Annotated in this window: 24 protein-coding genes; 15 read left to right on the top strand and 9 right to left on the bottom strand. The window is 73.9% G+C overall.

Annotated elements, in window-relative coordinates:
- Nucleotides 1–31 precede the first annotated feature (31 nt).
- Together P3H78_RS25215 and P3H78_RS25220 are read right to left on the bottom strand one after the other, a co-directional pair.
- Nucleotides 32–1,846, bottom strand: a complete 1,815-nt coding sequence (locus P3H78_RS25215; RefSeq protein ID WP_276111440.1) for a phosphatidylglycerol lysyltransferase domain-containing protein — start codon at nt 1,844–1,846, stop codon at nt 32–34.
- Between the two features lie 241 nt (nt 1,847–2,087).
- The gene (locus P3H78_RS25220) at nt 2,088–2,435 is read right to left on the bottom strand and encodes a hypothetical protein (protein ID WP_276111441.1); all 348 of its coding nucleotides are present in this window, start codon (nt 2,433–2,435) and stop codon (nt 2,088–2,090) included.
- Nucleotides 2,436–2,621: 186 nt separating this feature from the next.
- Here P3H78_RS25220 and P3H78_RS25225 point away from each other — a divergent pair, with 186 nt between their 5' ends.
- The gene (locus P3H78_RS25225) at nt 2,622–3,224 is read left to right on the top strand and encodes a TetR/AcrR family transcriptional regulator (protein ID WP_276111442.1); all 603 of its coding nucleotides are present in this window, start codon (nt 2,622–2,624) and stop codon (nt 3,222–3,224) included.
- Nucleotides 3,221–4,072: an alpha/beta fold hydrolase gene (locus tag P3H78_RS25230; protein ID WP_276111443.1), complete on the top strand. Its 852-nt coding sequence runs from the start codon at nt 3,221–3,223 to the stop codon at nt 4,070–4,072. The genes P3H78_RS25225 and P3H78_RS25230 overlap by 4 nt, the downstream gene beginning before the upstream one ends.
- A 154-nt stretch (nt 4,073–4,226) precedes the next feature.
- On the opposite strand, the gene P3H78_RS25235 is transcribed toward P3H78_RS25230, so the two are convergent.
- Together P3H78_RS25235 and P3H78_RS25240 are read right to left on the bottom strand one after the other, a co-directional pair.
- Nucleotides 4,227–5,600 carry a sensor histidine kinase gene (locus tag P3H78_RS25235; RefSeq protein WP_276111444.1) on the bottom strand — a complete coding sequence of 458 codons (1,374 nt, stop codon included), beginning with the start codon at nt 5,598–5,600 and terminating at the stop codon, nt 4,227–4,229.
- Nucleotides 5,597–6,268 carry a response regulator transcription factor gene (locus P3H78_RS25240; RefSeq protein WP_276111445.1) on the bottom strand — a complete coding sequence of 224 codons (672 nt, stop codon included), beginning with the start codon at nt 6,266–6,268 and terminating at the stop codon, nt 5,597–5,599. The genes P3H78_RS25235 and P3H78_RS25240 overlap by 4 nt, the downstream gene beginning before the upstream one ends.
- Before the next feature lie 151 nt (nt 6,269–6,419).
- Here P3H78_RS25240 and P3H78_RS25245 point away from each other — a divergent pair, with 151 nt between their 5' ends.
- From P3H78_RS25245 to P3H78_RS25255, 3 genes are read left to right on the top strand one after another with little or no spacing between them, the layout of a single operon-like run.
- Nucleotides 6,420–7,073: a DUF4956 domain-containing protein gene (locus P3H78_RS25245; protein ID WP_276111446.1), complete on the top strand. Its 654-nt coding sequence runs from the start codon at nt 6,420–6,422 to the stop codon at nt 7,071–7,073.
- Nucleotides 7,070–7,888: a polyphosphate polymerase domain-containing protein gene (locus P3H78_RS25250; RefSeq protein WP_276111447.1), complete on the top strand. Its 819-nt coding sequence runs from the start codon at nt 7,070–7,072 to the stop codon at nt 7,886–7,888. The genes P3H78_RS25245 and P3H78_RS25250 overlap by 4 nt, the downstream gene beginning before the upstream one ends.
- Nucleotides 7,885–8,739, top strand: coding sequence for a phosphatase PAP2 family protein (locus tag P3H78_RS25255; RefSeq protein ID WP_276111448.1), 855 nt, complete (start codon nt 7,885–7,887; stop codon nt 8,737–8,739). The genes P3H78_RS25250 and P3H78_RS25255 overlap by 4 nt, the downstream gene beginning before the upstream one ends.
- A 127-nt stretch (nt 8,740–8,866) precedes the next feature.
- Here the strand turns inward: P3H78_RS25255 and P3H78_RS25260 are convergent, their stop codons facing one another.
- The gene (locus P3H78_RS25260) at nt 8,867–9,493 is read right to left on the bottom strand and encodes a hypothetical protein (RefSeq protein ID WP_276111449.1); all 627 of its coding nucleotides are present in this window, start codon (nt 9,491–9,493) and stop codon (nt 8,867–8,869) included.
- Nucleotides 9,494–9,903: 410 nt separating this feature from the next.
- On the opposite strand from P3H78_RS25260, the gene hemL reads away from it, so the two are divergent.
- The 8 genes from hemL (at nt 9,904) to P3H78_RS25300 (ending at nt 18,389) form a co-directional block, all read left to right on the top strand.
- Nucleotides 9,904–11,220 (top strand): glutamate-1-semialdehyde 2,1-aminomutase, encoded by a 1,317-nt coding sequence (gene hemL, locus P3H78_RS25265; protein WP_276111450.1) that lies wholly within the window; start codon nt 9,904–9,906, stop codon nt 11,218–11,220.
- Nucleotides 11,217–11,909, top strand: a complete 693-nt coding sequence (locus P3H78_RS25270) for a histidine phosphatase family protein (RefSeq protein WP_276111451.1) — start codon at nt 11,217–11,219, stop codon at nt 11,907–11,909. Before hemL ends, P3H78_RS25270 begins: the two co-directional genes overlap by 4 nt.
- A gap of 287 nt (nt 11,910–12,196) precedes the next feature.
- Entirely contained in the window at nt 12,197–13,516 is a 1,320-nt protein-coding gene (locus tag P3H78_RS25275; RefSeq protein WP_276111452.1) for a polysaccharide deacetylase family protein, read from the top strand.
- Between the two features lie 66 nt (nt 13,517–13,582).
- Entirely contained in the window at nt 13,583–14,212 is a 630-nt protein-coding gene (locus tag P3H78_RS25280; protein WP_276111453.1) for a TlpA family protein disulfide reductase, read from the top strand.
- 1 nt (nt 14,213) lies between these two features.
- On the top strand, nt 14,214–14,987 hold the full coding sequence (locus P3H78_RS25285; RefSeq protein WP_276111454.1) for a cytochrome c biogenesis CcdA family protein: 774 nt from the start codon (nt 14,214–14,216) through the stop codon (nt 14,985–14,987).
- Between the two features lie 3 nt (nt 14,988–14,990).
- Entirely contained in the window at nt 14,991–16,805 is a 1,815-nt protein-coding gene (resB, locus tag P3H78_RS25290) for a cytochrome c biogenesis protein ResB (protein ID WP_276111455.1), read from the top strand.
- On the top strand, nt 16,802–17,911 hold the full coding sequence (gene ccsB / locus P3H78_RS25295; protein WP_276111456.1) for a c-type cytochrome biogenesis protein CcsB: 1,110 nt from the start codon (nt 16,802–16,804) through the stop codon (nt 17,909–17,911). Before resB ends, ccsB begins: the two co-directional genes overlap by 4 nt.
- A 55-nt stretch (nt 17,912–17,966) precedes the next feature.
- Nucleotides 17,967–18,389 carry an SRPBCC domain-containing protein gene (locus tag P3H78_RS25300; RefSeq protein WP_276111457.1) on the top strand — a complete coding sequence of 141 codons (423 nt, stop codon included), beginning with the start codon at nt 17,967–17,969 and terminating at the stop codon, nt 18,387–18,389.
- A gap of 64 nt (nt 18,390–18,453) precedes the next feature.
- Here the strand turns inward: P3H78_RS25300 and P3H78_RS25305 are convergent, their stop codons facing one another.
- The 4 genes from P3H78_RS25305 to P3H78_RS25320 form a co-directional block, all read right to left on the bottom strand.
- Nucleotides 18,454–20,001 (bottom strand): type 1 periplasmic-binding domain-containing protein, encoded by a 1,548-nt coding sequence (locus tag P3H78_RS25305; protein ID WP_276111458.1) that lies wholly within the window; start codon nt 19,999–20,001, stop codon nt 18,454–18,456.
- The gene (locus tag P3H78_RS25310; RefSeq protein ID WP_276111459.1) at nt 20,001–22,142 is read right to left on the bottom strand and encodes a hypothetical protein; all 2,142 of its coding nucleotides are present in this window, start codon (nt 22,140–22,142) and stop codon (nt 20,001–20,003) included. The genes P3H78_RS25305 and P3H78_RS25310 overlap by 1 nt, the downstream gene beginning before the upstream one ends.
- A 167-nt stretch (nt 22,143–22,309) precedes the next feature.
- The gene (locus tag P3H78_RS25315; protein WP_276111460.1) at nt 22,310–22,771 is read right to left on the bottom strand and encodes a nucleoside deaminase; all 462 of its coding nucleotides are present in this window, start codon (nt 22,769–22,771) and stop codon (nt 22,310–22,312) included.
- Nucleotides 22,772–22,847: 76 nt separating this feature from the next.
- A complete protein-coding gene (locus P3H78_RS25320) occupies nt 22,848–23,240 on the bottom strand; it encodes a PLD nuclease N-terminal domain-containing protein (protein WP_276111461.1) in 393 nt (130 codons plus the stop codon).
- An 87-nt stretch (nt 23,241–23,327) separates the two neighbouring features.
- On the opposite strand from P3H78_RS25320, the gene P3H78_RS25325 reads away from it, so the two are divergent.
- Both P3H78_RS25325 and mqnP read left to right on the top strand, forming a co-directional pair.
- Nucleotides 23,328–24,785 carry a menaquinone biosynthesis decarboxylase gene (locus P3H78_RS25325; RefSeq protein WP_276111462.1) on the top strand — a complete coding sequence of 486 codons (1,458 nt, stop codon included), beginning with the start codon at nt 23,328–23,330 and terminating at the stop codon, nt 24,783–24,785.
- On the top strand, nt 24,782–25,684 hold the full coding sequence (gene mqnP / locus P3H78_RS25330; protein WP_276111463.1) for a menaquinone biosynthesis prenyltransferase MqnP: 903 nt from the start codon (nt 24,782–24,784) through the stop codon (nt 25,682–25,684). The genes P3H78_RS25325 and mqnP overlap by 4 nt, the downstream gene beginning before the upstream one ends.
- Nucleotides 25,685–25,724 lie beyond the last annotated feature (40 nt).

The following is a 25,724-nucleotide window of genomic DNA, read 5'->3' on the forward strand; positions in this document are numbered from 1 at the left end:
AGGGGCGGGGTCCGGGGCCGGCGGGGAGCCGTCAGGAGGCGGAGTCCGCCCCGGCCGGGGCGGTGTCCTCGGCGGACTCCTTGCGCCGGGTGAACGACGGCAGGGCCGGCGGCGTCAGGAACCCCTCGGCGCGGGCGCTGGCGAGACCGATGCGCGGGATGTCGCTGCTCTTGGCGAAGAGCAGGAAGCGCGGCTCCCACACCGGCCGGTACTTGGCGTTGGCCCGGTAGAGCGACTCGATCTGCCACCAGCGGGAGAAGAAGGTGAGCACCGAACGCCACAGCCGCAGCACCGGACCGGCGCCCAGCCGGGCGCCGCGCTCGAAGACGGACCGGAACATCGCGAAGTTCAGCGACACCCGGCGCGCCCCGACCTCCCCGGCGCGCAGCAGCAGTTCGACGACCATGAACTCCATCAGGCCGTTCTCGCAGTCGCGGTCACGGCGCATCAGGTCCAGCGAGAGTCCGTCCTCGCCCCACGGCACGAAGCTCAGCAGCGCCCGCGGCACGTCGTCGGCGTCACGGCACTCCAGCATCACGCAACGGCCGTCGTCCGGGTCGCCGAGCCGGCCCAGCGCCATGGAGAAACCGCGCTCGGTCGCCCCGTCGCGCCAGGCGTCGGCCCGCTCGACGAGCAGGGCCATCTCGTCGTCCGCGATGTCCTCGTGGCGGCGGATGCGCACCGTGTACCCGGCCCGCCGGACCCGGTTGTGGGCCTGCCGCACGACCCGCATGGCCCGCCCCTCGAGGCTGAAGTCGGGCACCTCCACGATCGCCTCGTCGCCCAGCTCCAGGGCGTCCAGGCCGTGCCGGGCGTAGATCGTGCCGGCCTCCTCGCCGGCGCCCATCACGGCGGGCGTCCAGGCGTGGCGGCGGGCCTCGGCGAGCCAGGCGTCGATCGCGCCGGGCCACGCCTCGGGGTCGCCGATGGGGTCGCCGGAGGCCAGGCTGACCCCGCCGACCACGCGGTAGGTGACGGCGGCCTTGCCGGTGGGGGAGAAGATCGCTGCCTTGTCGCGGCGCAGCGCGAAGTAGCCGAGGGAGTCCCGCTCGCCGTGCTTGGCGAGCAGCCCGCGCAGGCGGCGCTCGTCGTCCGGGCCGAGCAGGGCGGCGCCGCGGGGCGCGCGGAAGCAGGCGTAGAGGACGAGGAGGAAGGTCGCCGCCATCAGGACGTTGATGGTGATGTCCACCCAGCGCGGGGCGTGCACGGCGGCGACCCGGTCGGCGAGCGGGCCGACGCTGACCCCGCGCAGCAGGGTGTACGCGATCTTGTCCAGGAGGGAGGCGTCGGACACCTTGTTCGTGGCGTTCACGAGCAGCGTGCCCAGGGTGCCGCTGACCAGCAGGCCGCCGGCGCCGACGGCCAGGGCCAGCTTCGGGTTGGAGCGGTCGCCGATGGCGTTGAACTCGCGCCGGCCGACCAGCAGCGCGGCCACGAAGAGGCCGGTGAGTGTGGCGGAGAGCCAGTTGAAGACGTGGTCCTGGTAGCCGTCCTGGGTGAGGGCGAGGACGTAGAGCGCGAACAGGGGGCCGGCGAGCAGCAGGTTGAACACCCACGCCGCCCGCTTCCGGCGCCGCATCACCACGGCGAGGAACAGCGCGAGCGCCGCCGAGACCAGCCCGGCCGTGGCCAGGTAGGGGGTGAAGAACGTACCGGCGTTGTGCTCGTGGACCTCCTCGCGGAACGGCAGCGAGACCACCGCGACGATGTTGAGGACCGCGAGCAGGCGCAGGTACCAGACGGTGGCCGTGGCTGCTCTGGCGCGCAGCCGCGGGCCGGGGGAGGGGAGAGCGGAGCGCCGGGGATCGCGCTGCGAGGGGATGAGGGCCGACTGCTGAGGGGTCATGGTGACACGTCACCTTGGGATGGGCCGGCGGACCGGCGGGGACGGAGCGGGCAGGCGGAGAGCGCGGTCCGCCGCACGCCGTTGTCGCCGACCCTACGGCTTGTAGGGTAACGGAGCGGGGCGGGCCGGCGGCCGCCGGTCCTCTGGGAACGGGTAAGGAGCGGGTGGGCGGATGCTACCCGGCTGCGGTGGGCCGTCCCGTGCGGGACGTCCGCCGCGGCCGTCGCTTCCGCGCCGTCCGTCAGTCCGCGGCGGCGGGTGCGGGCCCGCCGTCGCCGGGGAGGGCGTCGCCGCCGGGACCGGTGCCGCAGCCGGCCGCGCGCCTGCGGGACGCCGTCAGCAGCCAGGCCAGGTTGCCCAGCGCCGCGCCCGCCGCCACGGTGGCCATGATCACGCCGGCCGTGGCGAAGCCGTCGCTGAACAGGTGCGGCCGGCGGTCCAGGCTGTGCAGCCCGAAGCCGCACAGCTCGTAGACACCGACGGCGGCGATCGTCAGGCTCACGACGAGCAGCGCGACGGTCGGAGCGAGCCCGCGCTCGGCGTCCTCGCCGGGCGGGGCGCCCGGCCCCGGACAATGCGCTTCCTGCATGGATCCCCCGTGAACTGTTGGACGGCGAGCCGGACCCTACAGTACGTAGGGCCACCCGCGGAGGGAAACCGGCCTCGATCCGGATGCCCCGCCCGGTCCCCGCGATGCGCCTCCGCTTTTTCTCCGTTGCCTCCCTAGGGAGCCTAGGTTGAAACTAGGGTCCCTAGGAAATGAAGGGGAGGACGCATGGTGCGGGCCGGACTGACGGCGGAGCGGGTGACGGCCGCGGGCGCCGAGCTGGCGGACGAGCTCGGGTTCGAACAGGTGACGATGGCCCGGGTGGCGCGCCGGCTCGGGGTGAAGGACGCGAGCCTCTACGCCCACGTCCGCGGCCTGGAGGACCTGCGCGGCCGGATCGCGCTGCTGGCGGCGGACGAGAAGACCCTCAGGATCGCGGAGGCGACCGCGGGGCGGGCCGGCCGGGACGCCCTGGTCGCCTTCGCCGACGCCTGGCGGGAGTACGCCCACGCACACCCGGGCCGCTACGCGGCGACCCAGGCCCCGATCCGGATCGACCCGGAGGCAGCCGCCCGGGCCCCCGGACCGCGGCGCGCGGTCGAGCTGACCTACGGCATGCTCCGCGGCTACGGGCTGGCCGAACCCGACCTGACCGACGCGGTCCGGCTGCTGCGCAGCACGTTCCACGGATTCGCCGCCCTGGAGGCGGCGGGCTCCTTCGCGCACGCCCGCCCGCCGCAGGACTCCTGGGCCCGCGCCCTCGACGCCCTGCACCGCCTGCTGGAGCACTGGCCGCCACCCCGGCCGGAGGCCGCGGGAGCCGCGTCGTGAGCGCCCCCGTCACCGGCTGCCTGCGGGTGCCAGGCGCGAGCCTGCACCACGAGGTGCGGGGCCGCGGCCCGCTCCTGCTGCTGATCCCGGGCGGAGCGGGCGACGCGGCCTCCTACGACGGTGTCGCCGACGCCCTCGCCGCCGAGTACACCGTCGCCGCCTACGACCCGCGCGGCATGTCCCGCAGCCCGCTGGACGACCCCGGTGCCGGGCAGCGGGTGGCCGACCACGCCGACGACGCCCGCCGCCTGCTGGACCTGCTGTCGCCCGGCGAGCCGGCCCGGGTGTTCGGCGCCAGCTCGGGGGCGATCACCGCCCTGCACCTGCTCACCGCCCATCCCGACCGCGTCGCACGCGTCGTGGCGCACGAGCCGCCGGTCGTCGAGGTCCTGCCGGACGCGGCCGCGCACCGCGCGCTGGTCGCCCGTGTGCAGGAGACGCTGCGGGCCCGGGGGCCGATGCCGGCCATGACCGAGTTCGCGGCGGGCCTACGGAAGGACGGCGACCCCGCACCGTCGCAGGCCGCCGTCACCCTGCCGCCGCAGGCCGCGGCGCGCGCCGGCCGGACCATGGCGAACCTGCCGTACTTCCTCGGCCGCATCGTGCCCGCCTTCATGTCCTACGCGCCGGACCTGCACCGGCTCCGGGACCTGGCGGACCGGCTCGTGCTCGCCTGCGGAGAGGACGCGCACGGCGAACCGCCCCACCGCGCCGCCGCGTTCCTGGCCGACCGCGTCGGCACGGCCCCCGCGCCCTTCCCCGGCGGTCACGTCGGCCTGACGACGCATCCCGAGGAGTTCGCCGCCACCCTGGCGGGCCACCTCGCGGACCCGGCGGCCCGGGACTGACCTCCCGGCCCCGGGACGGGCCCAGCGCCGGCCGGCGGCACGTGGCGTCCGGCCTCTGCCCCGACCACGCGCGCCGAGGCTCAGGCCGCGCACGGTCGGCAGGGAGGGCCGGAAGGGCGCACGGTCGGCAGGGGGGCCGGAAGGGCGCGCGCGGTCAGCAGGGAAGGCTGAGGGTGACCGCCGTCCCGTCCGCGCCGTTCTCGGCGTGCGCGGTGCCGCCGTGGGCGGCGGCCACGGCCTGCACGAAGGCGAGGCCCAGCCCGGAACCCGCGCCGGTACGGCTCGCGTCGGCCCGGGCGAAGCGGTCGAACGCCCGCGGCAGGAACTCCGCGGGGAAGCCCGGCCCCTGGTCCGTCACCCGCAGCCGCAGCCCGTCCTCGAGGACGGCGGCCGTGACCCGGACCGTCCCGCGGCCGTGGCGCAGGGCGTTGTGGACGAGGTTGCCGACGGCGGGCGCCAGCCACCGGGCGTCGACGTCGACGGTCGCCTCCGCCGCATCGGTGGTCAGGCCCCGCCCGGCCTGACCGGCGGTGCGCAGATGCGGGGCGACGGCGCTGCCGAGGAGGTCGGCGAGTCGTACGGAGGTCCGGGCGAGGCGGTCGGTGCTGCCGAGTTCCTCCAGGTCCAGCAGGGCGTCGGAGAGGGCGATCAGACGCTGGACCTCGGCGTCCACGGAGCGCAGGGTCTCGGTGAGTTCCCCGGCCGAGCGGGGGCGGTGCAGGGCGACGTCGACCTCGGCCCGCAGCAGCGACAGCGGGGTGCGCAGCTCGTGGCTGGCGTCCGCGATGAACTGGTGCTCGCGCTCGGCCGACGCCTCGAGCCGGTCCAGCATGCGGTTGAGGGTGTGGCCGAGGCGGGTGATCTCGTCGTCCCGGTCGGCGGGCACGTCCAGCCGCAGCTTCTGGGCACCGTCGGCGAGGGTGGCCGCCGCGGTGCGGTAGCGCTCCACGGGACGCAGGGCTGCTCGGGCGGTGCGGTAGCCGACGTACGAGGCGGCGATCAGGGTCAGGCCCGAGGCCAGGGCGAGCTGGGCGAGGAGCTCGCGCAGGGCCTCGTCGCGGTGCCCCCGGCGGACGGCGGCGACGACGACCCGGGTCGCTCCGCGGGCCGTCACACGCTCGGCCTGGAGGCGCAGGGTGTCCGGGGTGATCGGCAGCAGCGAGCCGACATCACGCCGTACCGTGCGGCCGGACACGGCGGAGGCGACCTCGGCCGGCGTGAGCAGGGCCCGGCGGCTCACCGCGTCACTGGAGGCAAGGACGCGGCCCCGCGCGTCGAGGACCTGGCAGAGGCTGCCGCTGGGACCGGGAGGCAGTGCGGTGCCGGCGCGGAGAGCCCGGTCGAGGCTGTGCCGGTAGGCCGTCAGGTCGTCGTGGAGCTGCCGGTCGAGGGCGGTCTGGACCCGCCAGTAGACCAGCCCGGCCGCTCCGGTCAGGACGAGGGACATGGTGACGGCGACGGCCAGCACGAGCCGTGCCACGACGGGCAGCCGGCCCATCCGGGCCGGCAGTCCGCCCGCCCGCGTCACGCGGCGGTCTCGAGGCGGTAGCCGCGCCCGCGCACGGTGGTGATCGTCGTACGGCCGAAGGCCCGGTCGACCTTGGCGCGCACCTTGGACACGTGGACGTCTATGGCGTTGCTGCGCAGGTCGGTCTCGCCGTCCCATACCTCGTCGAGCAGCTGCAGCCGGCCCACCACCCGGCCGGGGTTCTCCATCAGCACCCGCAGCACGGCGAACTCCCGCCGGGAGAGGTCGAGTTCCACGTCCGCCCGCCAGGCCCGCTGCTGCTCGGGGTCGAGCACGAGATCGCCCACCTGCAGCCGGCCCGAGCAGTCGGGCCGGCGCCGGGACAGCGCCCGCAGCCGGGCGAGCAGCTCCTCCATGGCGAAGGGCTTGACCAGGTAGTCGTCGGCGCCGGCGTCCAGGCCGGCCACCCGTTCGCTGATCGCACCGCGCGCGGTGAGCAGGATGACGGGCACGTCGACGCCCTCGTCGCGCAGCGTCCGGCAGACCTCCAGCCCGTCCGTCCCCGGCAGCATCACGTCCAGCACGATCCCGTCCAGGCGCGGGTCGCGGGCGGCGGCCAGGGCGGAGGGGCCGTCGTAGCGCCCCTCGGCGGTGTGTCCGGACTCGGTGAGGTAGCGGACGACGAGGTCCGTGAGACGGGTCTCGTCGTCGACGACCAGGTAGTGCATGCCGGTCAGGCTAGCGCCCGCGAACCCGGCTCCGGAGGGCCGAAAGCCTTCATGATCCGTTCATGTGACATCCCTACCTTCCTTCAGGTCGCGGCGCACCGCGGGCCGCGACCGGTCCGCCGTCCGACATGCCGGGACGGAAGGGATTTCCATGCACATATTGGTGCTCGCCGCCAAGGGCATCACCGCCCACATCGCACCCGCCGACCTCACCACGCGCGGCGGCCTGGACGTCGTCGCCCTGATGATCCTGGTCGGATGGCTCTACCGGCGCCGGCCCAGCGCACCGGCGATGCCGTTCGTCCTGGTCGCCCTGAACATCGGCCTCTTCGCGGCCATGACCACGATCAGCGCCGGCAAGTTCCCGGCCGGGGTCGGCTTCGGCCTGTTCGGCATCCTCTCCCTGGTCCGCCTGCGCAGTGCCGCCTTCACCCTGCGCGACGTCGCCTACACGTTCGTGGCCCTGGTCGTCGCCCTGTGCACCGGACTCCCGCAGCGCGACAGCTGGCTCGTCATCGCCCTCGACGCGGTCGTCCTGGTGGCCGTCCTGCTGGTCGACGACCCCCGCGCGTACGAGCCGCCGACCCGCACGGTGAAGCTGACCCTCGACCGCGTCTACGACGACCCCTCCCTGATCGCCCAGGACGTCGCGTTCCGCTTCGGCCGGGCCCCGCTGTCCGTGGTGGTCGACGAGGTCGACTACGTTCGCGAGACCACGCGGGTCAGCGCCCGCTACCCCGCCGGACCGGCCGAGGCGGCCGCCGACCGGGAGAACGAGCCGCGGGAGCAGGTGACCGCCGCGTGAGCCACGCCGCCCCGTTCGCGGCCGGCCTCGGACTGTCCTCGCTGCGCGGCGCCACGCTCGCCCAGGTCGACGCGGCCGCCGCGCTCCAGCACCGCACCGACCGCAAGTACCTGCTGCCCCTCGACGGCGCACGCCTCCTCGTCGACCGGCTCGCCGGCAGCCACCACGTCCTCGACCTGGCCGGCCGCCGGACGACGAGCTACCGCAGCACCTACTTCGACACCGAACGGCTCGGCGCCTGGCGGGCCCACGTCCAGGGCCGCCGCCGGCGCTGGAAGGTCCGCACCCGCCTGTACGCGGAGGACGGGCTGTGCAGGGTGGAGGTGAAGACCAAGGACGGCCGGGGCGCCACCGTCAAGCACGCGCTCAGGGCGTCCGCCGGCGTCTACGGCCACCTGGGCGAGCACGCGGCCGACTTCGTCGACGGCGTGCTGCGGCGGGCGGGGATCCCGGTCACCGCCGGGGCGCTGTCCCCCGCCGCGGAGATCCGCTACGTCCGCGCGGCCCTCGCCGACCTGGACCACGGCACGCGCGTCACGCTCGACGGCGGCCTCACCTGCCACCACATGGACCGCACCGCCGCGCTCGACCCCGGCCACGTCCTCGTCGAGACCAAGGGCGGCACCCGCCCGGCCCCCGCCGACCGCCTCCTGCTGCGCCTCGGCGCCCGCCCCGTCTCCCTGAGCAAGTACGTCGTCGGGCAGTCCCTGCTCACGCCCGGCCTGCCCGACAACGACGTCCGCCGCCTCGCCCGCCGGTACTTCACCGCCGGGCCCCGTCCCGCCCCGCTCCTGGAAAGGACCCCCGCCGCATGAAGGCCCTGCGCCGCATCAAGTGGCAGTACGCGCTCATCGGCCTGCTCGCCGCGTCGGCCGCCGCCGTCGGCCTGCTGCGACCGCAACTGGTCCCCACGGCGCTGTCGTCCGTGAAGAAGCCGTCGGCGACCGACCGCATCAGGCAGAGTCCGCCCCCGGCCCTCTTCGGCGACGCCGAGATCACCCCGATCGGCCTTCAGGCCCAGGCCCAGCGCCGGAAGGCCGATGCCCTCTTCGCCCGGTGGAGGAAGGAGCACGGCACCGTCCGGGACGACGCCGCGTTCGCCGCGTGGGCGGCCCGGCAGGTCCCGGCGCCGCCCCCGGCGAAGGCCCGCACCGCCGAACTCCGCCAGGTCCAGAAGCTGGCCGGGACCCGCACGGCCGCCGGGAGGAAGGCGGCCACCTGGCTGGAGCTCAACGGCAAGAAGGACATCTGGAAGCTCTACCTCCACGACCAGCGCGAACTCGTCCCCGTCCAGCGGGGCACGGCGGAGAAGGCCGAACTCAAGAGCGCGCTCAAGCTGGCGAAGACCCTCAGCGACCAGGTCGCCGCCCGCGACAGGCAGCCCGCGCCCTTCGTCCTGGACCGGACCCTGCGCCCGGAGAAGCACATCAAGCCCGGTGCCACGAGCCCGTACTCCTACCCGTCGAGCCACGCCGCCCGGTCCGCCGCCGCCGTCACCATCCTCGCCGCGCTGTCCCCGCACCGCGCCGAGGACTACCGGTGGATGCAGGACGAAGTCCTCTACTCACGGCTCTACATGGCCGGCCACGTCGCCAGCGACATCACCGCCGGAACCCTGCTCGGCGACCTGATCGGCGACTACGAGGTGGCGAGCGCCGGCCACTGACCCGTGCCCTCCCGCCCCCGCGCCGGGCCGCCCTGCCCCCATGGGCCGCCGGCCCGGCCGGGGCGGAGCCGGCCGGCCCACCCGGGCCGCGGCGCCGAACCCCGCCCGCGCCGCAGGCGCCCTCCCCTCAGGGCCACACCAGGCAGTACGGCTGATGCCCCGCCTCATGCAACCGATGGCTGAAGTCCTGCCACTCGTGGAGCAACTGGTACACGTTGAACGCGTCGCGGGGGCCGCCGCGGTCCGGGACCGTGGACCAGATGAAGGCGGCCGCGCCGACCGCCTCCTCGCCGATGTCGCGCAGCGGGTCGACGACGGTCATCGGGAGCTTCACGACCGCGTAGTCGGGGTGCAGGACGACCAGCTCCAGCGGCGGCACCTTGTGCAGGGGGACGCCCTCGATGCCGGTCAGCACCATCGCGGCCATGGTCTCCGGCTTGATCTTGGTGAACATGCCGTTCATGCCGAGTTCGTCGCCGCCGAGTTCCTCGGGGCGCATCGAGATCGGGACCCGGGCCGCGGTCGCGCCGTCGGGCGCGCCGAAGTACTTGTACGTCACCCCCACCCGACCACCATTCCTGCTCCCCGCCCTCAGCGGCTCGACCCGTCGGCCGGCCCGCTCGGGCTCGCCCGGTACCCCGTGTGTCTGTCGTGCTTCGGCCGCTTCCTCCGCCTCGCGCCGGTGCCTTCCCCGCCGGGCACGTCGAGGACCCAGGTCGTCAGTCCCCTCGCCCAGTCCGCCACCGCGATGCATATCTCCACCCGACTGCTTTTCTAGGACGCGTGGCCCCCGCCGCGCAACCCGATCATCGTGTCAGTGACCTCCCCCACGGCCGCTCGCCGAAACGTGCGGTGAAACTTCCGTCCGCGGGTGGGTCGCGCCCCTTCGACACCTGCTTTCGCCATGTCCATACGTACGCGGAGTCCAGTTTCGCAGATGGGCGGCGGGGAAAACCGCGCTCGGCCGGTCCGGGCGGGTGGCGCACCGGCGCTCCGGCCGACTCCCGCGCCCCGCCCCGCGCCCGCCCCGCCCCCGTGGCGCGGCGGGCCCCGGCCGTCCCCGCCCCCGGTCGCCTCCGCCGCCCGCGGTGCGCCGTGGGCGCTGGCCTACCCTGAGATGGTCCCTACCCACCGGATTCCGAGGACTCGGAGAAGCCGCAGGCCATGAGCGAACTGCCATATCCATACGAAGCCCCCGCCTCGCAGGCGCTGTTCGACCGTGCGGCGGCGGTCACGCCCGGCGGCGTGAACTCGCCGGTGCGCGCGTTCCGCGCCGTGGGCGGCACGCCCCGGTTCATGGTGTCCGGCAGCGGCCCGTACCTGCGGGACGCCGACGGCCGGGAGTACGTCGACCTGGTCTGCTCCTGGGGGCCGATGATCCTCGGGCACGGCCGCCCCGAGGTGATCGCCGCCGTGCAGGAGGCGGTCGCGCGGGGCACCTCCTTCGGCACGCCCGGTGAGGGCGAGGTCGCGCTCGCCGAGGAGATGACGCGCCGGGTCGAGCCGCTGGAGCAGGTCCGGCTGGTGTCCAGCGGCACCGAGGCCACCATGTCCGCGATCCGGCTGGCCCGCGGCTTCACCGGCCGCACCAAGGTGATCAAGTTCGCCGGGTGCTACCACGGGCACGTCGACGCGCTGCTCGCCGCGGCCGGCTCCGGCGTCGCCACCTTCGCGCTGCCCGACACCCCGGGCGTGACCGGCGCCCAGGCCGGCGACACCATCGTGCTGCCGTACAACGACCTCGACGCGGTGCGCGCCGCCTTCGCCGCCCATCCCGGCGAGATCGCCTGCGTGATCACCGAGGCCTCGCCCGGCAACATGGGCGTGGTCCCGCCGCTGCCCGGGTTCAACCAGGGCCTGAAGGACACCTGCGCGGAGCACGGCGCCCTCTTCGTCTCCGACGAGGTCATGACCGGCTTCCGCACGAGCCGCGCCGGCTGGTACGGGGTCGACGGGGTCCGGCCGGACCTGATGACCTTCGGCAAGGTGATGGGCGGCGGCTTCCCCGCCGCGGCCTTCGGCGGCCGTGCCGACGTGATGGCGCACCTCGCGCCCGCCGGGCCCGTCTACCAGGCCGGCACCCTCTCCGGGAACCCGGTGGCCACGGCCGCCGGCCTCGCCCAGCTGCGGCTGCTGGACGACGCGGCGTACACCAAGGTCAACGACGTGTCGCAGCAGATCCAGGCGCTCGTCTCGGAGGCGCTGACCAAGGAGGGCGTGGCGCACACGCTGCAGAACGCCTCCAACATGTTCTCGGTGTTCTTCACGGACCGCCCCGTCCGCACCTACGAGGACGCCAAGGCGCAGGAGTCGTACCGCTTCACCGCCTTCTTCCACGCGATGCTGGCGAACGGCGTCTACCTGCCGCCGTCGTCCTTCGAGTCCTGGTTCGTCTCCACCGCCCACGACGAGCAGGCCCTCCAGCGGATCGCCGACGCCCTTCCGGCGGCGGCGCGGGCGGCGGCGGAGGCCACGGCATGAGCGAGACGCAGGGCAACGGCGACATCACCGTCGTCCACCTGATGCGCCACGGCGAGGTCGAGAACCCGGAGGGCGTCCTCTACGGGCGGCTGCCGGGCTACCACCTCTCCGAGCTGGGCCGGAAGATGGCCGAGCGGGTCGCCGAGCACCTCGCCCCCCGCGACGTCACGCACGTCGTCGCCTCCCCGCTGGAGCGGGCGCAGGAGACCGCGACGCCGATCGCCAAGGCGCACGGCCTCGACCTGGCGACCGACGCGCGGCTGATCGAGGCCGAGAACGTCTTCCAGGGCAAGACCTTCGGCGTCGGTGACGGCGCGCTGCGCAAGCCGGCCAACTGGAAGCACCTCGTCAACCCGCTGAAGCCGTCGTGGGGCGAGCCCTACGTCGACCAGGTCGTGCGCATGATGGGCGCGCTGGACGCGGCCAAGGACGCGGCGCGCGGCCACGAGGCGGTGCTCGTCAGCCACCAGCTGCCCATCTGGATCGTGCGGTCCTACGTCGAGCGGCGGCGGCTGTGGCACGACCCGCGCAAGCGGCAGTGCACCCTGGCGTCGCTGACCACGTTCACGTACCGGGGGGACCGCATCGTGTCCGTGGGCTACACGGAGCCGGCCCGGGACCTGGTCCCCGCTCACCTTCTCGCGGGCGCCAAGCCGGTGAAGGGGCAGGCGAAGGCCTTCGGGGCCTGACGCCCCCGGCGGCGGGGCCCGAACCCGGCAACCCGGCCCGCTGCCACGGCAGTCGGCCCGCGGCCGGGGTGCCCGGACGCCGCCCGCCCGCCGCGGCGCTGTGAAGGCGCCGTGGCGGGGCAGTAAAGCGAGGGCAAGGCACCGGACATGGGTGGGGCAAGCTTTCAAGCAGATATGGACACGTTCGTCACGTTCGTGGCCAAATCCGTAACGGGCCACGGAACCTCCCCGTTCGTCATGCCCTCTGAGTGGGTGACCACCTCAGGACATGACGGATCGGGGACTTCATGCGCACCATCTCCCGAAGGGGAATATTCGGTCTCGGCGCGGGCGCCGCGGCCGCCGTCGGGCTGGCGGGCTGTGGCTCCCTCGACTCGTCGGACGCCTCCGGCCGTTCCACCGGTTCCGGCGGCGGGGGCGCCGACCCCGGGACGACGCAGCCCGCGCGGCCGATAGGCGACGGCTCGACCTCGTACACCGGCAAGCAGCCGCATCAGCCCGCGCCGCCCGTGCCGCTGGAGCCGGGCGAGACCCCGCCGCAGTTCGTCGTCTTCTCCTGGGACGGGGCGGGCGAGGTCGGCAACGGCCTCTTCCCGCGCTTCCTCGACCTCGCCAAGCAGCACGACGCCCACATGACCTTCTTCCTGTCCGGGCTGTACCTGCTGCCCGAGTCGAAGAAGCGCCTGTACGACCCGCCGAACAACGCGCGCGGTGCCTCCGACATCGGCTACCTGACCGACGAGCACATCAAGGCGACGCTCACCAACGTCCGCCGGGCCTGGCTCGAGGGCCACGAGATCGGCACCCACTTCAACGGCCACTTCTGCTCCGGCCACGGCACGGTCGCCCACTGGACGCCCCGGCAGTGGCGCAGCGAGATCGACCAGGCGAAGTCCTTCGTGAAGCAGTGGCGCACCAACACCGGCTGGACCGACCTGCCGTCGCTGCCCTTCGACTACGACAAGGAGCTCGCGGGCGGTCGCACTCCCTGCCTGCTCGGCCAGAACAACCTGCTGCCCACCGCCCGCGCGCTCGGCTGGCGCTACGACGCCTCCTCGCCCGGCGGCCGCCAGACCTGGCCGCAGAAGAAGATGGGCGTCTGGGACCTGCCCCTTCAGCAGATACCTTTCCCCGGACGCCGGTTCGAGGTCCTCTCGATGGACTACAACATGCTGGCCAACCAGTCCGTGAACTCCACCAAGGCCCCCGCCTACAACTACCCGGGCTGGCGCCGTCAGTCCGCCGACGCGTACATCCAGGGCTTCCAGCGGGCATACGAGACGAACCGGGCACCGTTCTTCATAGGCAACCACTTCGAACACTGGAACGGAGGCATCTACATGGACTCCGTGGAAGAGGCCTTCAAGCACATCGCCCGGGAGAAGGAGAAGGGCGCCGATGTGCGCATGGTCTCCTTCCGGCAGTTCGTCGACTGGATGGACGTGCAGAAGCCCGAGGTGCTGGCGAAGCTGCGCACCCTGGAGGTCGGGCAGCGCCCCGCCGGGGGCTGGAAGGGCTTCATGAGCGGCACCGGGGCCACGGGCACCGGCACCGCCGGGAGCCCGGCCGGCGGGCAGCGCACGGCGGCCGGGCCGTCGGCCGCCTGACATGCTGCTCACCGGTCGCCAGGGGGGTGGGAAAGATCCCCAGAACGGGCATGCGAAACTTTTCACATGAGTGCCGCCAGCCGCGCCCCCCTGTGCTCGAACCGGTCGAACCGCACACGCCGTGCCGCCCTGACCGCCACCGGTGCCGCCGTCGCCGCACTGCTGCTGTCCGCGTGCGGTTCCGGAGGTACCTCCGGCGGCGGGAACAGCACCAACTTCGTCATGGGCAAGGACGGCGTCGCGACCGCCCCGCAGGGCAAGCGCGCCGCCGCCCCCGACCTGTCCGGCAGGACGATCGACGGCCGGCAGCTGGACGTCTCCGCCTACAAGGGCAAGGTGGTCGTCCTCAACGTCTGGGGCTCCTGGTGCCCGCCGTGCCGCGCCGAGGCGCCCGGCTTCGAGAAGGTCTACCGGAGCCTCGAGGGCCGGGGCGTGCAGTTCGTCGGCATCAACACCCGCGACACCCAGACCGGCCCCGCCGTCGCCTTCGAGAAGCAGCAGGGCATCACGTACCCGAGCCTGTACGACCCGACGGGCCGGCTGATGCTGCGCTTCCAGCGCGGCACGCTCAACCCGCAGACCATCCCCTCCACGCTGGTCCTGGACCGCGACGGCCGGATCGCCGCCCGCTCGCTGTCCCCGCTCAGCGAGGAGCGGCTGCGTTCGATGATCGCCCCGGTCCTCGCGGAGAAGTGACGTGACCGCAGCCACCCAGCTCGCCGCGATCCCCGGGCAGAACACGACGGTGCTCAGCGGGGCCCTGCTGCTCGCCCTGCCGGTGGCCGTCCTCGGCGGCCTCGTCTCGTTCTTCTCGCCGTGCGTCCTGCCCCTGGTGCCCGGCTACCTGTCCTACGTGACCGGCGTCACCGGCACCGACCTGGCGGACGCCCGGCGCGGCCGGATGGCCGCCGGCGCCGCCCTGTTCGTGCTCGGCTTCACGGTCGTCTTCGTCTCCGGCGGAGCGCTCTTCGGCTTCTTCGGGCAGACGCTCCAGGCGCACCGGGACACCCTGTCCCAGGTACTCGGGGTCCTCATGATCGTGCTGGGCCTGTTCTTCATGGGCCTGATGCCCTGGCTGACCCAGCGAGAGTTCCGCTTCCACACCCGGCCCACCGCCGGCCTGGTCGGCGCGCCCCTGCTCGGCGCCCTGTTCGGGATCGGCTGGACCCCGTGCATCGGCCCCACCCTGGGCTCCGTGCTGGCCCTGTCCTCCCAGCAGTCGAGCGCGGGCCGCGGCGCCCTGCTGACCGTGGCGTACTGCATCGGCCTGGGCCTGCCGTTCGTGGTCGCCGCGATCGCCTTCCGCAAGGCGCTCGGCGCCTTCGGCTGGGTCAAGCGCCACTACGCGTGGGTGATGCGCATCGGCGGCACCATGATGATCCTGACCGGGGTGGCGCTGCTCACCGGCGCCTGGGACAGCCTGGTGCAGCAGATGCAGACCTGGTCCGACGGCTTCACTGTGGGGATCTGATCCATGAGCGACACGACCACCGGCGAGACCCCGGGCACCGTCCCGTCCGGCGACGAGGACCTGGGCGCCGCCGGCTCCCAGCTGTCCACCGCCCCCGTGGAGACCGCGGTCCCGGGGTCCTTCGGCGGCAGCCGCGCCCCCGGCGCGGCCGGCTGGCTCGCCTGGAGCGGCCGCGAGGCCCTCGGCTGGGCCCGCTGGTTCTGGCGGCAGCTGACCTCGATGCGGGTCGCGCTGCTGCTGCTGTTCCTGCTGTCCCTGGGCGCCGTCCCCGGCTCGCTGATCCCGCAGACCGGCTCCGACGCCCTGAAGGTCCAGGACTTCCGGGACGCCCACACCACGCTGGCGCCGGTCTACGACGAGCTCGGCCTGTTCCACGTCTACAGCTCGGTGTGGTTCTCCGCGATCTACATCCTGCTGTTCATCTCCCTCATCGGCTGCATCGTGCCGCGCACCTGGCAGTTCGTCGGCCAGCTGCGCAGCCGGCCGCCGGGCGCCCCCAGGCGGCTCACCCGGCTGCCCGCGTACGCCACCTGGCGCACCGCCGCCTCCCCGGACGAGGTCCGCGAGGCCGCGCTGAAGGCGCTGAGGCAGCGCCGCTTCCGCACCCACTCCCCCAAGCTCTCGGCTCCGCTCGAGCAGGGAGGGGCCCCCACCGGTGACGCCGTCGCCGCCGAGAAGGGCTACCTGCGCGAGGCCGGCAACCTGCTCTTCCACGTCGCGCTGATCGTGCTGCTGGTCGCCTTCGCCTGGGGCCAGCTGTACAAGACCGAGGGCAACAAGCTGGTGGTGGAGGGCGACGGCTTCTCCAACACCCTCACCCAGTACGACGACTTCAAGTCCGGCAACCTCTTCGACGACGCGAACCTCGTGCCGTTCAGCTTCGACCTGAAGAAGTTCACCGGGACGTACGAGCGCACCGGCCCGCAGAAGGGCACCCCGCGCATCTACCGGGCGGACGTCGACTACAGCGTGGGCGCCGAGGGCGGGCAGCGGGCGGGCAGCATCTCGCCCAACCACCCGCTGGAGGTCGGTGACGCCCGGGTGTACCTGGTCAGCCACGGCTACGCCCCGACCGTCACGGTCCGGGACGGCAAGGGCAAGGTGGTGCTCCACCAGGCCGTGCCGCTGCTGCCGATGGACCCCAACGTCACCTCGCAGGGCGCGATCAAGGTCTTCGACGGCTACCGCAGCCCGCAGGGCAGGTCGGAGCAGCTCGGCTTCGAGGCGTTCTTCGTGCCGACCTTCGCCGGCGCCGGCAAGGGCACGATGTTCTCGCAGTTCCCCGCGCTGGACTTCCCCGTCCTCGCGGTGACCGGCTACCACGGCGACCTCGGCGTCGACGCGGGCGTCCCGCAGAACGTCTACCAGCTCGACACCAAGAACCTGAAGCAGTTCAAGGACGCCAAGGGCAACATCGTCAAGGCCCGGCTGCTGCCCGGCGAGACCATGAAGCTGCCGGGCGGCGCCGGGTCGATCACCTTCGACAAGGACATCAAGGAGTGGGCCGGCTTCCAGATCGTCCAGCAGCCCGGCACCGACTGGGCGCTGGCCGGTGCGGTCGCCGCGATCCTGGGCCTGGCCGGCTCGCTGTTCATCCAGCGCCGCCGCGTCTGGGTCCGCGCCGTCGAGGGCGCCGACGGCGTGACGGTCGTGGAGATCGCGGGCCTCGGCCGCAGCGAGTCCGCGAAGCTCCCCGAGGAGATCGGCCACCTGGCCGCCCTGGTCCACGACCGGGCCCCCACCCACAGCGACGCCGACCCCGACCGGGAGCCGGACGCCGACACCCCCGCACCCGTCGAAGGGGCTGACACGAAGTGACTCCCGCCGCAACCGAGCTCGCCACGGCGACCAACGAACACCTCGCCGGCATCAGCAACACGCTGGTCTACTCCGCGATGGCCGTCTACACCCTGGCCTTCTTCGCGTACATCGCCGAATGGCTCTTCGGCAGCCGCAGCAAGGTCGCCCGCACGGCGGCCGCGCTGACCGCACAGGAGGGGACCGCCCAGGGCGGGGCCAAGGCCGCCCCGGCCGTGGCCGTCCGGTCCGCGGGCGGCACGACCGTCCTGGAGCGGCCCGAGGTCGTCGTCCGGTCCGCCGCCGGCGCCCGCGACGTGCCCGACGGGCCCGGAGCGCACGGCGGCGACGCGCAGGGCGACCTGTACGGCCGGATCGCGGTGTCCCTGACCGTGCTCGCCTTCCTCGTGGAGCTGTGCGGCGTCGTCGCCCGCGCGGCCTCGGTGCAGCGTGCGCCGTGGGGCAACATGTACGAGTTCAACATCACCTTCTCCACGGTGGCCGTCGGCGTCTACGTCACCCTGCTCGCCCTGAAGAAGAACGTGCGCTGGCTCGGCCTGTTCCTGACCACCACGGTCCTGCTCGACCTCGGCCTCGCCGTCACGGTCCTGTACACCGCCAGCGACCAGCTCGTCCCCGCGCTGCACTCGTACTGGCTGTACATCCACGTCTCCACCGCGATCTTCTGCGGCGCGGTCCTGTACGTCGGCGCGGTCGCCACCCTGCTGTACCTGTTCAAGGACTCCTACGAGAGCAAGCTCCAGTCCGGCGGCAGGCCCGGCACCTTCGCCACCTCCGTCCTGGAGCGGCTGCCCGCCTCGGCGTCCCTGGACAAGTTCGCCTACCGGGTGAACGCGGCCGTCTTCCCGCTGTGGACGTTCACGATCATCGCCGGCGCCATCTGGGCGGAGTCCGCCTGGGGCCGTTACTGGGGCTGGGACCCCAAGGAGACCTGGGCCTTCATCACCTGGGTCGCCTACGCCTGCTACCTGCACGCCCGCTCCACCGCCGGCTGGAAGGGCCGCAAGGCCGCGTACATCGCGCTCATCGCCTTCGGCTGCTGGCTGTTCAACTACTACGGCGTGAACCTCTTCGTCGGCGGCAAGCACTCCTACGCCGGCGTCTGATCCCGCTCCGCCCCGGGCGGGTGCAAAAGCCCGGGGCGGGGTCCAGGCTGGTGACATGACCGGATCCGTCGAACAGGGCACCAGCCAGACCCACGGGAACACGCACATCCTGCACTTCCTCGTGCGGCTGCCCGGCCCCATGGAGACGGTCTGGCCCGCGCTGTCCACCCCGGAGGGGCTCGCGGCCTGGTGGGTCGAGGCCGACGTCCTCGAACCCCGGCTCGGCGGCGCGGTCACCCTGCGTGACCTGGGGTCCGGCCAGGTCACCGCCTGGGACGTGGACCGGCTCGCCGAGTACACGGTGCAGGACGGCGGACGGATCCGCCTGCACCTGGAGCGGGACGGGGACGGCGGCACCATCCTGCGGCTCACCCACGAGTTCCAGGGCGAGGAGGCGGCGTCCCAGCAGAGCTGGCGCGACCGCCTGGAGCGGCTGATCGAGCAGCTGCGTCCCGCCCCGCCGCCGCAGAGCCCTTAGCCGCCGGTCCCTCGGCGCCGTCCCTCGGCGCCGTACGCCGCGCGGGCCGGGGCGCCGCCGCCGGCTACGACGGCGGCAGGCACTCCCGACCCGGCGGCCTGCCCTCCGGCCAGGCGACCTTCACGAACCGCGACCCGCCCTGCGGGGTGAGCTCCACCACCGGCACCGCCTTGTCGTACGGGTTGCCGTGCGCGTCCAGGCAGATCCACCCGCTCGCCCCGTCCACCCGCAGCGAGCCCTTGACCTGCGGCCACTGCAGGCCCACGTCCGCCAGCGGCGGCGGGACGACCGTGCCGCCCGAGGTGGCCTGGCGGATGCCGTGCACCGCCAGCCGCACCGCGTCGTAGGCGATGATCAGCTGCCCGTCGTCCAGCGCGACCGGGCCGAGCGGTCCCGCCGGCGCCCGCGCGGCCTGCGCCAGCAGCGCCCGCAGGGTCCGCACGGCCGCGGCCGACCCGCCCGTCGCGGGTGCGTCCTTCGCCCAGGCGTCCGGATGGGCCAGCGCGGCGAAGCGCACCGAGAGGCGGTGCGCGAGGGCGGCGCGGTCGAGCGCCCGGTCACCGGTCAGGTACGAGCCCTCGTCGCCGGTGAGCACGGTGAACCGCCGGTCCTGGCAGCCGCGCCCGCCGAGCGCGTTGACGAACTGCCGCAGCTGGGTGTGCCGGCCCGCGAACAGGATGGTGTCGGTGCTCCGGGAGGTGTCGCAGACGAGGTCGGTGATCTGCCGGAACGTGTTCGCGGTCGTGCCCTCCTGGCTGCGGTCGTCGGGCGGCGTGAACGGCTGCGGCTCGTACGGCGAGTTGCCCACCAGCCCCGAGAACGCCCGCTGCAGCGTCCGCGTGTACGGGTCGCCCGGCTTGTCGTACACCAGCAGCGACCGGCCGGTGCTGACCTTGGCGAAGGAGGCGAGCGCGCGGGCCTCGTCGGTGTTCGTGGGGGAGACCCGGGCGAGCCCGGGGTACGGGTCCCGGCCGCCCTCGCCGTCGGCCAGGTCGTCGGCGGTGATGGACGAGCCGACGACCGGGATCCCGCGCCGCGTCAGCTCCCGCACCGCCTGCTGGTTGGCGTCGGTGCTCTGCCCGATCCCCGCCACCGCCCGCAACCGGTCCGCGCTCCTGGTCATCGCGTCCAGCCGGTCGACCGTGCCGCGCCAGTACGCGCCGGTCGCGCCCGGGTTGGCGAGGACCAGCCGGATCGCCGGCGTCTCCCCGTTGGACTCGTGGTTGGCCTGGTACTGGGCCAGATAGGCGCCCTGCAGCTCGTGCTGGACGTCGTTCAGGTTCGACGGCGTGGACGACGTGAACGGCAGGAACAGCGCCACGGTGACGAAGCCGCCCGGCTTCAGCGAGCGGTTCTCGCGGTCGATCGCCCGGACCGCCTCCCGGTACCGCGGCCGCCCGAAGTCGTAGGCCGACGTCGACACGCCCACGCACTCCGCACTGCCCGCGGGCCGGGCCACCCCCGGTGCGCAGGAGCGGTCCTCGTGCAGCAGCGCGCGCACGGCGAGGACCAGCCCGGTCACCAGGGCCGCGGTCACCAGCAGGGCGAGCCAGCGGTACAGGCGTACCTCCAGCACCCGCCGGACCCGCACCGTCACACGGTCCCGCGCCATCACGCCTCCCCGGTCCGGTGGCCCGCGCGGTCGTCGTCCGGCAGGCGCAGCGGGCGCCCGGCGAGGGCGTCCCCCGGCCAGCCCCGGGACGCCTCGAACAGCAGCGAGCCGCCCGCGGGCCGCAGTTCGGACAGCTGCTGGAGCTCGAACCGCAGCCGCTCGCCGACCTTCGGGTCGGGCAGCACCAGCGGGTCGGTCAGCTGCCAGACCGCGTGCAGCAGCCGCCGTGTCCGCAGGTGCAGCAGGGCGTCCGCGTCCGCCGGCGGAAGCCGGTCCGCGTCGGTCGTGCCGAGCGCGGTCCGGGCCCGCCGGTCGTCGTGGCCGGCGAAGTCCCGGCCGCCGGCGTCGTGGGCGTGGAAGTAGGGCGCGGAGGCGACGAAGCGGAGCACGTCCAGCCAGACGCGGGTGTCGAGGACGGCGAAGCCGTCGCGCAGGTAGGCCACCGCGCCGTCCGCGTCCCCGAGCGCCAGCTCGTGCCACAGGCGCAGACGGGCGGCCCCCGGATCGTCCCCGGCGTGCGTGTAGTGCCCGATCAGCGTCCCGTGCGTCCGCCGCCACGCCTCGTGGTCGGCGCCGTGGTGGTGCAGCCGCAGCAGGAGCAGGGTGCGCACGAAGGGGTCGCCGACGAAGTGGCCGGGCGCGTCCGGCATGCCCTCCTCGGCGAGGCGGGCCCGCAGGGTGCGCACCCCGGCCGGCCCGAAGTCGTCGGGGAGCCGGGCCGCGGCCAGCGCGCACGCCGAGTCGTGGTCGTGGGCGGCGGCGAGCACGGTCAGCTCGTCGAGGCGGTCGGCCGGGACCAGCCGGTCGAGGAGCGCGCGGTAGGCGGGACGGCCGGAGCCGGTCTCCTCCTCGCGCTCGTTCTCGCCCGCGGCCGGCGCGGTCAGCAGCCGCCCGAGGGAGACCGCCTCCTCCGGCTGCCGGGCGGCCGAGGCGGCCAGCAGCACGATGCCCAGCGGGTTGCCGCCGGTCAGCCGGTGCACGGCGTGCGGAAGCCGGGCCGGTACCTCGGCGTCCCGGCACACCGCGCCGACCAGGTGGAGGGTGTCGTCGGGGGACAGCGGCGGCAGCGTCACCAGCAGTGCCCGCGAGGAGGGCGTGGCGCCGGGCTGCCAGCCGGACCGCCGGGCCACCTCGGGCAGCCCGCGCCGGGCCGCGTCCGGCAGCGCCGGGTGGTCGGTGCCGCGCAGGGTGGCGATCCACACGACCCGGTCCGCGATCCCCTCCGCCCGGTCGTGCAGGACCGCGCCGAGCAGTCCGGGGCCGGGTCCCGCGCCCGCGTTGTCGAGCAGTACCAGCGGGCGGCCGCGGCGCTTGAGGTAGGCGCCGGGGCCCCGGTAGGCGGCGGTCAGGTCGGCGAGCAGGGCGCGCACCAGGTGCCGCTCGGCGTGCTCGCGGGAGGTCGCGCCGGCCCGGAACTGCCCGGACAGCAGGATCAGCCCTCGCTCGGCGTTGCCGCCGGCGTTCGGGTAGGTGCGGTACCAGGTGGAGGGGCGCTGCTCCCGGTGGTGGGTGAAGCGCTCCGAGAGCGCCTCCAGGGTCGCCTCGACGACCGCCGACACCAGCGGCCCCTGCCCGCTGGCCGCCGCGACGACCTTCGCGGCCACCTTGGCCGCCCAGCGCCCGGCGAAGTGGCTCAGGCGGGGGCCGCCCTCGTTCAGCAGCAGGATGCGGACGATCTCGCGCCGGATGCGCTCGGAGTCGGAGCCGCCCCAGTCGTTCGCGCGCACCGCGACCAGGCCGGCGGTGAGCCGCGGGAAGGTGATGCTCCCGGCCGGCCGCACCGGGGCGGTGAGCTGCTCGGCGAGGACCAGCAGCGCCTGCAGCACCGGGGACCAGGACTCGGGGCTCTCGCCGTGCGGCGGCCCGGCGAACTGCTCCTCCTCGCAGTCCAGGAGGGCGAGCGGGGTCTGCCGGCGGGTGCCGTCCCGGCGGGTCTCCTCGGTGTAGGCGGCCCATGCCGCGGCCAGCACCGCGCTCTTGCCCAGTCCCCGGCCGCCCGCGAGGACCAGCACCGGTAACTCGCCCGGGTGCTCGACCTCGGTGGACAGGTGGTCGTACGGGCGCAGTCCCACGAGTCGTGGGACGAGACCCGCGGGCTCGCCGTCGAACAACGCGCCACGCCCGTGCAGCCCTCTGTGCACCGCTTCTCCCCCGCGCGGTCCGGATCCGTCGTGCTGCTGTGCCGCCGTGCTGTGTTGTGCCGCAGCCCCATTCTAGGAAAGGAGAGTTGATTCCGACCGGGTCGTGCGATGTCCGTTGGGTCACGAAATCCCACCCGGGGCCCCTGAGCCGCACCCCGCGGGCCGGCTCACCCGCCGATGTCCTCGTGCCACAGCCCGGGGTGCTCCGCGACGAACGCGCGCATGAGGGCGGTGCACTCCGGGTCGTCGAGGAGCACCACCTCCACGCCGTGCTCGGCCAGCCAGTCGTGCCCGCCGTGGAAGGTCTCCGCCTCGCCGACCACCACCCGCGTGATGCCGAACTGGCGGACCAGGCCGCTGCAGTACCAGCACGGGGACAGCGTCGTCACCATCGTCGTCCCGCGGTACGAGCGCTGCCGTCCCGCGGCGCGGAACGCGGCCGTCTCCGCGTGCGTGGAGGGATCCCCGTCCTGGACGCGCCGGTTGCGGCCGCGGCCGAGGAGGGTGCCGTCGGCTCCGTACAGCGCCGCGCCCACCGGGATGCCGCCCTCCGCGAGTCCGGCGCGGGCCTCGGCGAGGGCGGTGGCCAGCCATGCGCGTGCCTGGGCCTGTGCGTGCGCCTGTTCCATGGACTCACTGTGCGGCCCGCGGGACGCGGGGGCAACGACCGCGGAGCGGCGGCGCGGTGCCCGTCCCGGACCCGCGTCAGCCGGTGGGATCCTCGCCGCGCTCGCGGCGGCGCAGCTCGTCCTCACGGCGGCGCAGGTCCGCCTCCCACTCCTTCAGCAGCGACGCGTCCCGCCCGCCGTCCTTCCCCAGGGACCGCAGGAACTCCGGATTGTCGTCCGGGGCGACCCAGGCGGGGCGGCCGCCGCGCGGCCCCCCGGCGGACGCGGACCCGGTGGCCCCGGCCGCCCGAGGCCGGCCTGCGACCAGCCAGGCGAGCGGACCCACCAGCACCTCGCCGAACAGCAGGATCACGAACACCCAGCCGATCTTCGGCAGCCCGCGCACCTCGTCCTCCGGGGTGTTCAGGCAGTCCACGAAGGCGTAGATCCACAGCGCCAGGACCAGCAGGAACGGCAGATACCTGAGCATGTGCGCGCGATCCCCCCTCGGACGGTGACGGGCGTGGGGCGCCCCCGGTGACCGGGTCAGGGTAGCGGGTGGCAGATACTGGGACGCATGGCTTACGACGATCTTCGCTCCCTGCTCAGGGCGCTGGAACGCGAGGGCGACCTCAAGCGCATCAAGACCGAGGTGGACCCGTATCTGGAGGTCGGGGAGATCGTCGACCGGGTGCAGAAGTCCGGCGGACCCGCGCTGCTCTTCGAGAACGTGCGCGGGTCCGCCATGCCGCTCGCGATGAACGTCTTCGGGACCGACCGCCGGCTGCTCAAGGCGCTCGGCCTGACGTCGTACACGGAGATCTCGGAGAAGATCGGCGGGCTGCTGCGGCCGGAGCTGCCGCACGGCTTCGTCGGGGTGCGGGAGGCCTTCGGCAAGCTGGGCGCGATGACCCACGTGCCGCCGAAGAAGGTCAAGTCCGACCAGGCGCCCGTCCACGAGGTCGTGCTGCACGGCGACGACGTCGACCTCGACCGGCTGCCGGCGCTCTTCACCTGGCCCCAGGACGGCGGGTCCTTCTTCAACCTGGGCCTGACCCACACCCGTGACCCCGAGAGCGGGATCCGCAACCTCGGGCTGTACCGCCTCCAGCGCCACGACCGGCGCACGATCGGCATGCACTGGCAGATCCACAAGGACAGCCGGAACCACTACCAGGTGGCGGCCCGGCGCGGCGAGCGGCTGCCCGTCGCCATCGCCTTCGGCTGCCCGCCCGCCGTCACCTACGCCTCGACGGCGCCGCTGCCCGGCGACATCGACGAGTACCTGTTCGCCGGGTTCCTCGCGGGCAGGCGGATCGAGATGGTCGACTGCAGGACCGTGCCGCTGCAGGTCCCGGCCAACGCCGAGGTCGTCCTGGAGGGCTGGCTGGAGCCCGGGACGATGCTGCCCGAGGGCCCCTTCGGCGACCACACCGGCTTCTACACCCCGCAGGAGCCCTTCCCCGCGCTGACCATCGACTGCGTGACCATGCGCAGGCGCCCGCTGCTGCAGTCGATCGTCGTGGGCCGCCCGCCGACCGAGGACGGCCCCCTCGGGCGGGCCACCGAGCGGTTCTTCCTCCCGCTGCTGAAGATCATCGTGCCGGACATCGTGGACTACCACCTGCCGGAGGCGGGCGGCTTCCACAACTGCGCCATCGTCTCCATCGACAAGAAGTACCCCAAGCACGCCCAGAAGGTCATGCACGCGATCTGGGGCGCCCACATGATGTCGCTGACCAAGCTGATCGTGGTCGTCGACGCCGACTGCGACGTGCACGACCTGCACGAGGTCGCCTGGCGGGCGCTGGGCAACACGGACTACGCCCGCGACCTCACGGTCGTCGAGGGGCCCGTGGACCACCTCGACCACGCCTCCTACCAGCAGTTCTGGGGCGGCAAGGCGGGGATCGACGCGACCCGGAAGCTGCCCGAGGAGGGCTACACCCGCGACGGCGGCTGGCCCGAGATGGTGCTCTCCGACCCCGAGACGGCGGCCCTGGTGGACCGCCGCTGGAAGGAGTACGGCCTGTGACCTCCGCGTCCGCCGCGATCCCGCAGCCCGGCCGCACCAAGGCGTTCCTGCGCCTGGTGATGATCGAGCACTCGGTGTTCGCACTGCCCTTCGCCTACATCGCCGCGCTGACCGCGATGTACCAGTGGGACCGGAACATCCACTGGGGCCGGCTGCTGCTCGTCACGGTGTGCATGGTCGGACTGCGCACCTTCGCCATGGCGGTCAACCGGATCATCGACCGCGAGATCGACGCCCGCAACCCGCGCACGGCCCACCGCGAGCTGGTCACCGGCGCGATGTCGGTCCGGCACGCCTGGACCGGCGCCCTGATCGCCCTGGTCGTCTTCCTCGGCGCGGCCGCGGCGCTCAACCCGCTCTGCCTGGCCCTGGCTCCCGTCGCGGTGATCCCGATGGTGGTCTATCCGTACGGCAAGCGGTTCACGAACTTCCCGCAGGCCATCCTGGGCCTGGCCCAGGCCATGGGCCCGGTCGGCGGCTGGCTCGCGATCTCCGGGACGTGGTCCTGGGACGCGGTGATCCTCGGCCTCGCGGTCGGCATCTGGATCGGCGGCTTCGACCTGATCTACGCCTGCCAGGACGTGGAGACCGACCGCGAGATCGGCGTCATGTCGGTCCCGGCCCGCTTCGGCATCCCGGCGGCGATCCGCGGCGCCCGCGTCTGCCACGCGCTCACCACGGCCCTCTTCGTCTGGTACGCCCTGGCCACCGGCGCCGGCGCGTTCTTCTGGCTCGGCCTGGTGATCGTCGCGGGCGCCTTCGTCTACGAGCACACCATCGTCCGCCCGCACGACCTGTCCCGGCTGAACCGGGCGTTCTTCAGCGTCAACGGATTCATCGGCATCGCCCTGTTCGTGTGCGCCCTGCTGGACCTGCTGGTGCGGGGGCTGACGGTCTAGGACCCGCCCGCGGACCCGGTGGCGCCCGGCCGGTCCTGAG

Source organism: Streptomyces tropicalis (assembly GCF_029269835.1).
Classification (GTDB): Bacteria; Actinomycetota; Actinomycetes; order Streptomycetales; family Streptomycetaceae; genus Streptomyces; species Streptomyces tropicalis.